6 protein-coding genes are annotated in these 6925 nt (G+C 68.6%); 5 read left to right on the top strand and 1 reads right to left on the bottom strand.

The features are described 5' to 3' along the window. Positions 1–180 precede the first annotated feature (180 nt). Entirely contained in the window at positions 181–1233 is a 1053-nt protein-coding gene (locus ABD912_RS16245) for an Lrp/AsnC family transcriptional regulator (RefSeq protein ID WP_345152402.1), read from the bottom strand. A 114-nt stretch (positions 1234–1347) separates the two neighbouring features. Here ABD912_RS16245 and ABD912_RS16240 point away from each other — a divergent pair, with 114 nt between their 5' ends. The 5 genes from ABD912_RS16240 (at position 1348) to ABD912_RS16220 (ending at position 6383) form a co-directional block, all read left to right on the top strand. Continuing rightward, positions 1348–2583 (top strand): amidohydrolase, encoded by a 1236-nt coding sequence (locus tag ABD912_RS16240; RefSeq protein WP_345152401.1) that lies wholly within the window; start codon positions 1348–1350, stop codon positions 2581–2583. Positions 2584–2634: 51 nt separating this feature from the next. Further along, the gene (locus tag ABD912_RS16235; RefSeq protein ID WP_345152399.1) at positions 2635–4014 is read left to right on the top strand and encodes a DUF3100 domain-containing protein; all 1380 of its coding nucleotides are present in this window, start codon (positions 2635–2637) and stop codon (positions 4012–4014) included. Between the two features lie 497 nt (positions 4015–4511). Beyond that, entirely contained in the window at positions 4512–4952 is a 441-nt protein-coding gene (locus tag ABD912_RS16230) for a type II toxin-antitoxin system Phd/YefM family antitoxin (RefSeq protein WP_345152398.1), read from the top strand. A 2-nt stretch (positions 4953–4954) separates the two neighbouring features. After that, positions 4955–5344 (top strand): hypothetical protein, encoded by a 390-nt coding sequence (locus ABD912_RS16225; RefSeq protein WP_345152397.1) that lies wholly within the window; start codon positions 4955–4957, stop codon positions 5342–5344. Between the two features lie 187 nt (positions 5345–5531). After that, positions 5532–6383 carry a formate/nitrite transporter family protein gene (locus ABD912_RS16220; RefSeq protein ID WP_345152395.1) on the top strand — a complete coding sequence of 284 codons (852 nt, stop codon included), beginning with the start codon at positions 5532–5534 and terminating at the stop codon, positions 6381–6383. The last annotated feature ends 542 nt before the right edge of the window (positions 6384–6925 follow it).

Below are 6925 nucleotides of genomic sequence, written 5' to 3'. Positions count from 1 at the left end.
GGCATCGCCGACCCCTACGCGGCCAAGAAGTAGCGGACCCCACCGCAACGGACCTGCAGCAGGGCCCGTGCCGCCGCTACGAAAGGCCCGGCCGCGTACCTCCCGCGGCCGGGCCCGCCCTGCCGCCCTGCCGCCCTGCCGCCCTGCCGGCCGCCGGATACCCGGGGAACGCGCTGGGTGTTACCCGTCGGGCTTCAGATGCGCGGGCTCGCTGTTCGCCGATCCGATGGCCCGGGTGTCGGGCCCGACGATCCGGTTCATGTGCTTCGCGATGCGCAGCACGACCGCGCGGTCGGCAATGCGCGAGCCCTGCAGCGCCTGCTCGAGCGCCATCTCGAAGCGGTTCACGTCGGCGATGCGGCGCAGCCACACGGCGAGGATCAGGTTGTAGCGGCTGGAGGCGGTGAAGGCGAGGCGCACCTCGGGCACGGTGGCGATCGCCGCGCGCGCGGCTTCGATGATGCGCGCGGGCGCTTCGACGAAGTACCAGGTGTAGATGGGCCAGCCCGAGGCTGCGCGGGCGATGTCGGTGCGGAACACCAGGTCGCCGGTGGACCGCAGCGTCGCGATCGCATCCGAGACGCGCTGCGGGGCGTAGCCGGTGCGTTGCGCGATGTCGGCGATGCTCGCCCGTCCGTCGCGCCAGAGTTCGTCCTCGAGGGCGGCGCGCAATCCGTCGTCGACGCGGCGGGCCGCGCGGGGGCGCGGCGGCTTCGGCGGACGGATGCGCGCGACCTCCGCGGGCTTCAGGGTGCGCAGCCGCCAGCTTGATCCGTCGGTCAGGATCTCGTTGGCAATGTGGGTGCGCACCGCGCGCACCCCCTCGATGGCTCCGAGGCGGCCGACGGCGTAGGCGGAGATTTCCGCCAGATCGCGCCCCATGACGAGGGCCAGCAGGTCGCGTCCGCCCGAACTGAAGTCCAGCACCAGCACCTGGCGGTCGCGGCCCATTTCGGCCGCGACCTGCTCGAGCCGGGCGAGCTCGCACTCGATCTCCAGCAGCGCGAGCTGCCCGCTGCTGTCGTACCCGGTGACCCAGGCCAGGCCCTCCGCGTCGAGCCTGGCCCAGCGGCGGGCGAGCGTGGCCGCGTCGACGCCGACGACCGGGGCCAGTTCGTTCCAGCTCGCCCGGGGGTCGACTTGCAGGGCGTGCAGCAGGCGAAGGTCGGTCTGGTCGAGCGCCGAAGGCAGGTTCGTATCCGCCACGCCACCGCCTCCACGAATTCCCGTCACCGGTTTTCCGGCACCATCACCATATCTTGCGCAAATTTCCCGCGCCAAAGTCCTTCGAAGACCCCCGTTGCCTACGCTGGCGTGCAGTCCCGACCCAGTGAAAGGAACGTCACATTGACAACGCAACAGACCATCCAGGACCGCACCGCGACCGCGTGGAAGAACCGAGCGGCGCTTGAGGTGGAGGCCCGCCGCGCACAGCTGATCGCACTGAGCCACGCGATCCACCAAAACCCCGAGCTCTCGTGGGAGGAGCACCAGGCCGCCGCCCTCGTCTCCGGCGTCCTCCGCGACGCGGGGTTCACGGTCGAATCCGGCGCCTACGGCGTGCCGACCGCGATCGAGGCGGTCTGCGGCGAGGGGGACCTCACGGTCGCGATCTGCGCCGAGTACGACGCGCTGCCCGGCATCGGCCACGCGTGCGGGCACAACGTCATCGCCGCCGCCGGAGTCGGAGCCGCACTCGCGCTGGCGCCGCTGGCCGCCGAGGCGGGGCTGCGGGTGAAGCTGCTCGGCACCCCCGCCGAAGAGCACGGCGGCGGGAAGGTAGCCATGCTTAAGAAGGGAGCTTGGGAGGACGTCGACTTCTCGCTCATGGTGCACGGCATGACGGGAGAGGACCGTTCGGCCGCCGCCTTCCGCTCCACCGCCGTGGATCGTTTCGAGGTCGTGTTCACGGGCAAAACCGCCCATGCCGCCGGGGCCCCGGAGCAGGGCATCAACGCGGCCGCCGCCTCCACGCTTGCCCTCACCGCTCTGGGCCTGCTGCGCCAGCACCTGCCCAAGGAAACCAACCTCAACGCCTTCGTCTCCCTCGGCGGAGAGGCCACCAACATCATCCCCGACCGCACGGTCGTGCAGGTCGAGATCCGTGCCTACGAGATCGAGCCCTGGCGCGCCATGAAGCGCCGGGTGCTCGCCTGTTTCGAGGGCGCCGCCATCGCGACCGGCTGCGGTTGGTCGTGGGCCGCCACGGAACATCCCTACGCCCCGCTGAATTCCGACCCGGTGCTCGCCGAACTGTGGGACCGCAACCTCACCGCCGTGGGCCGCACGATCATCGAAGGGCCCGGGGAGGCCGGAGGCTCGACCGACATGGGCAACGTGTCCCAGGTCGTGCCGGCGATTCACCCGATGATCGGCTTCCTCGGCCAGGAGGGCGTCCCGCACAACCCCGACTTCACCGCCGCTGCCGCCAGCCCCGCCGCGGACGCCGCTGCCATCGACGCCGCCGTGTCCATGGCCTGGACGGTGCTCGACGTCGCGTTCGACGACAGGCTGCGCGCCGAGTTCCTCCGCCGCACCGCGGACCGCCCGGCCGGCGCCACCCGAATCACCCTCGAGGCCTAGGCCGCACTCGACGACGAGTGCCTGCCTCCCGTTCCCCATCGGAGTACCGTCATGAAGCCCACGTACGAAACGAGCGCCGCCACCGAAGGCACCGCCTCGCCAACGACCGCCAGCGCCGTAACGCTCACCCTGAAAAGCCCCCAGCTCTGGGTGCTCACCGGCCTCATCCTCGGCATCGCCGCCGGCGCCCAGACAATCGGCCCCGTCGTCATCCCCCTCGGAGCCGCCGCCGTCACGCTGCTGCCCATGATCTGGGGCCTCATCGCCGGCACCGCGGTGTCGGGACAGAAAATCAAGCCCGTTCCCGTCGACCTGCAGCGGGCCGCCACCGTCATCATGGGCTTGGCCGTGCTCGTCCTGTGCGCCCGGCTCTCGTTCACGATCGGCCCGAACATTCCGCTGCTGCTGGACGCGGGCCCGGCACTGCTGCTGCAGGAGCTCGGACACCTCTTCGGCACCATCGCGCTGGCGCTGCCCCTGGCCGTGCTGCTGCGCATGGGACCGGCGACGGTCGGAGCGACCTTTTCGATCGACCGCGAATCCTCCTTCGCGATGGTGAGCGAACGCTACGGCTCCGACAGCCCGCAATACCGCGGCGTGCTGTCGATGTACATCTTCGGCACGATCTTCGGCGCCGTCATCGTCAGCCTGATCGCCTCGCTCTGCGTGTCCATGGGCATCTTCGACCCGATCGCCCTGGCGATGGGATCGGGCGTCGGCTCGGGCTCAATGATGGCCGCCGCCGCAGGGGTGATCGTCGCCGCCCACCCCGAGATGCAGGAGCAGGTGCTCGCGGTCGCAGCCACCTCGAACCTGATCACGAGCGTCCTCGGCCTCTACATCGGCGTCTGGGTCTCCCTGCCGCTGGCCGACAAGGCCTACAAACTGCTCACCCGCAACGCCGACGCGAAGCTGCCCGGCGCCGCGAAGCTCGACGAGCAGGAACTCGCCGCGACCCGCGCAACCGCCGCCGTCCTGCTCGAGGCCCCGAAGGTCAAGGTCGGGCTGTGGACCTCGCTGGCCATCATCGGCACCGCCGGAGTGATCGTCACGACGATCGCGGTGAAGGGCTTCCTCTGGGAGATGATCGCCACCTACGCGCTGCTGTCGCTCCTCACCGTGCTCGGCGTAGCGGCCGCCCGGGCAACGAAGGGCAAGCTGCCCGCGATCATCGTGGTGATCACCCTCGGCGCCCTCGCCACTTCGCCGATCTCGCCCCTGGCGACCTGGATCGTGGGAGCTGCGGAGAGCGTCAACTTCCTCTCGGTCATCACCGTCATGCTCACGATCGCCGGCCTCAGCCTCGGCAAGGACCTGCCGATGCTCAAGAGCATCGGCTGGAGGATCATTCCGGTCGGCATGGTCGCGATCATCGCCTCGTTCCTGCTGGCCACGATCATCGCCGAATTCGCGCTCGGGCTGTGGCACTGACTCCGCCGTAACCGAAAATCCACGCGGAACCCACGTCGCCGCATCCGGCCTCTTCTCGGCATCGGGCCGTCGAGCTCGCCTACAGGCGGCCCGATGCCGGGGGGCTCTCACGTTTCCTGCCTCGGCGGTGAAGCTACCGCCTTCGTCTGCCCGGCCGCCTGGAGTGGTGTGGCCCGGTGCTTGTCGGCAATGAGGCGGGTCCGGACGGCTTCCTGGTCAGGGCGGTCTTTGAGGCTGGCGGCGAGGGCCTGCCGGATCATATCGCCGGTGGCCGTCTCCCATCAGCCAGGCCCACAGTTGGGCCGGGAAACATGGGACCGTGAAAGCCGATTTCCGGCGCCGATAGCGGAGATTGCGTCCGGGGCACGATCGAGGACAGGCGGCCGCGGAGGGCGCCGCCGGCGCAAGCACCGGCGGATCCCGACCGTTGCAGTCTGCCGCAACCGCAGTGGAAGCAGCACGCTTGGAATCAGATAAACATCAGATAAACTGGTGCCATGACGACGACCGCGACCTTTACCGAGCTGCTGCGCTCACCCAAGGAAGTGCTCTCGCACATCGACGAGGGCGACATCGTGGTGACCAGGCGCGGCCAGGAGGACCTGGTGGTCTCCAAGGCCAGCAGCCACCGCAACGACCGCCATGGGCTGCGGCTTGCCTCGGCACTCATCGCCGCCTCGCTGGGGGACGGCGACTTCATCGAGCGCCTCCACGGACCGTTTCCGTGGCTGACCTTCCTGACGCGCACCGAGCAGGAGCAGTTTGCCAAGGAAGTCGTGGACGTGGCGCGCGGCTGCGCCGCGGTCGGACACTTCGGCCGGCTCGGCGTGGTGATGTCGGCCTGGGAAGCGACCGCGGCGGCGGTCGCCGAAGGCATTCCCGCGGACGGATCGGACCTGATCTACCTCGATGCGCCCGTAGCCGCCGAACGGCCGTAGGGATGGCGAAAAAGACCGCCGGCGTTCCCCGCCCCTCCAAGAGCACGGACTACGTGCTGCAGTTCATCACGCGCGAGGCCGAAAAGGGCTGGCAGGATGCCAAGGCCACGGCGGCGAACCTGCTGGCCGAGGCCTGGGACTACCTCACGGTCCATCCCGACCGCGAACAACCCGGCCTGTGCTACATTCTCCGCGGCGGCCTCGCCACGCTGACCTACCAAGGCGAGGACCACGCCAGATACCAGTACAAGTTCAGCCACGGCGGCCGGATCTGGTACGCGGTCGTTCCCCCGACCGGCAAGGGGAAGGCACGCGAACCCGGACGGGTGCTGATCGAACGCGTGGAGACCGGCCACCCCAATGAGACCGAGCCCGGGCGCAATTTCCGCTAAGCCGGACGTGCACCTCCCCTCGCCCCTGCCCCGCTCCCCGCGGCGTTTTCCGAACGCCAATACGGCGCACCCGTCTGCCGCCTCCCCAAGGCGGCGGGATGGCTGGTTCGAGTCTTGCGCGAGACGTTTGTCCCATGCCACACGACAATGGAAAGACCACACATTTCCAGGCGGACAGGCGACACGAATGAGCGACACCGACGGCGATGAACGACGGCGGGAACTTGGCGACAATCCAGGCCCGGTTGAGGAGGAGGTGGAGGAATCCTTCGACCGCATGGTCGAGGAAGGCGCGCAACGGCTGAACCGCTCCTTCCGCGACGTGCTCATCACCGGCCTGTTCGGCGGGTTTGACATCGGCATCGGCGTCATGGCCTACCTCGGTGTTCTCCACGAGACCGGGAACCAGCTTCTCGCGGGCCTGGCGTTCAGTGCAGGCCTCATCGCCCTCCTGCTGGCCAAGAGCGAACTGTTCACGGAAGGCTTCCTGGTGCCCATTGCGGCCGTCGTCGCACGCGAGGCCAGCTACGCGCAGCTCGGCAAGCTCTGGGGCGGCACCCTCGTAGCCAATCTGGCGGGCGGGTGGCTGTTCATGGTTTTGATCATGACGGCGTTCCCGCAGTGGAGCGAGACCATCACGAAGGAAGCCGCCCACTATCTCGACGCCGGGTTCAACTGGACAACCGTGTGCCTTGCCGTGCTGGCCGGCAGCACCATCACGTTGATGACCCGCATGCAGCACGGCACCGACAGCATCACCGGCAAGATGGCGGCCGCCGTCGTCGGCGCCTTCCTGCTCTACGGGCTGGAGCTCTTCCACGCCATCCTGGACTCGCTGCTGATCTTCGGCGCCATCCACACGGGTGCGGACATCCACTACCTCGAATGGCTCGGCTGGTTTTCCTATGTATTGGCATTCAATGTCCTTGGCGGGATCCTGCTGGTGACCGCCCTGCGGCTGGTCAGCGCCAGCAAGCTCGTGAAGGAACGGCGCGACGACTCACCCGAAGACCCGGAGAAAGCCCACCACCCGGGCTAGATTCCGGTGACCGCACCCCATCCCATGCCCCTTCACCCGACTCACCCGAACCTTCAACCAACACCCAAAACCGTCAGGCTGAAGTCTGGGGAACCCAGAGATTTCGGTCAGTGGACCCTCCCAGAATCCGAGGGACCGCTGACCCCTCATCGGCATCCCCTAGGCCTTCATCCTGGGCAAACCAGGGCTGGGAAAATCCACCATCGTGCGCCGCACGGGCACCGGCCACCATGATCGAAACCATCCCCTGGATGAACGGCCCCCACGCCGACAAGGTCAAAGCCAGCCAACACGCCGCGACGACCGCGCAGACCGCGCCGGCGGTGAGCGGGGTCGCGAAACATGGAGTGACGCAGCGCCTACGGCCATCGGCCGTAGGCGCTGCTGTGTTCACTCAACTGCTGTGTTCGGTGCCGGCGCAACCGGGACGTCGTCGGCGTCCTTCCCAGGATGCTGCGCGCAGGATTATGCGTCGGCGTGCTGGTCCGTGGTGAGCAGTGGGGCGAAGAATGCTGCGAGTTCGGCGGTCGCGTTCAGGGGCA

It is taken from the genome of Arthrobacter ginkgonis (genome assembly GCF_039540195.1).
GTDB lineage: Bacteria > Actinomycetota > Actinomycetes > Actinomycetales > Micrococcaceae > Zafaria > Zafaria ginkgonis.
The sequence above is the reverse complement of the archived record's forward strand: the minus strand, read 5'-3'. Positions and strand labels throughout refer to the sequence as shown.

What these genes read in the sequence shown, in the direction of transcription:
- ABD912_RS16230 (WP_345152398.1), top strand. Translation starts at nt 4,512, where the DNA reads ATGACGACGACCGCGACCTTTACCGAGCTGCTGCGCTCACCCAAGGAA.
- ABD912_RS16235 (WP_345152399.1), top strand. Translation starts at nt 2,635, where the DNA reads ATGAAGCCCACGTACGAAACGAGCGCCGCCACCGAAGGCACCGCCTCG.
- ABD912_RS16220 (WP_345152395.1), top strand. Translation starts at nt 5,532, where the DNA reads ATGAGCGACACCGACGGCGATGAACGACGGCGGGAACTTGGCGACAAT.
- ABD912_RS16225 (WP_345152397.1), top strand. Translation starts at nt 4,955, where the DNA reads ATGGCGAAAAAGACCGCCGGCGTTCCCCGCCCCTCCAAGAGCACGGAC.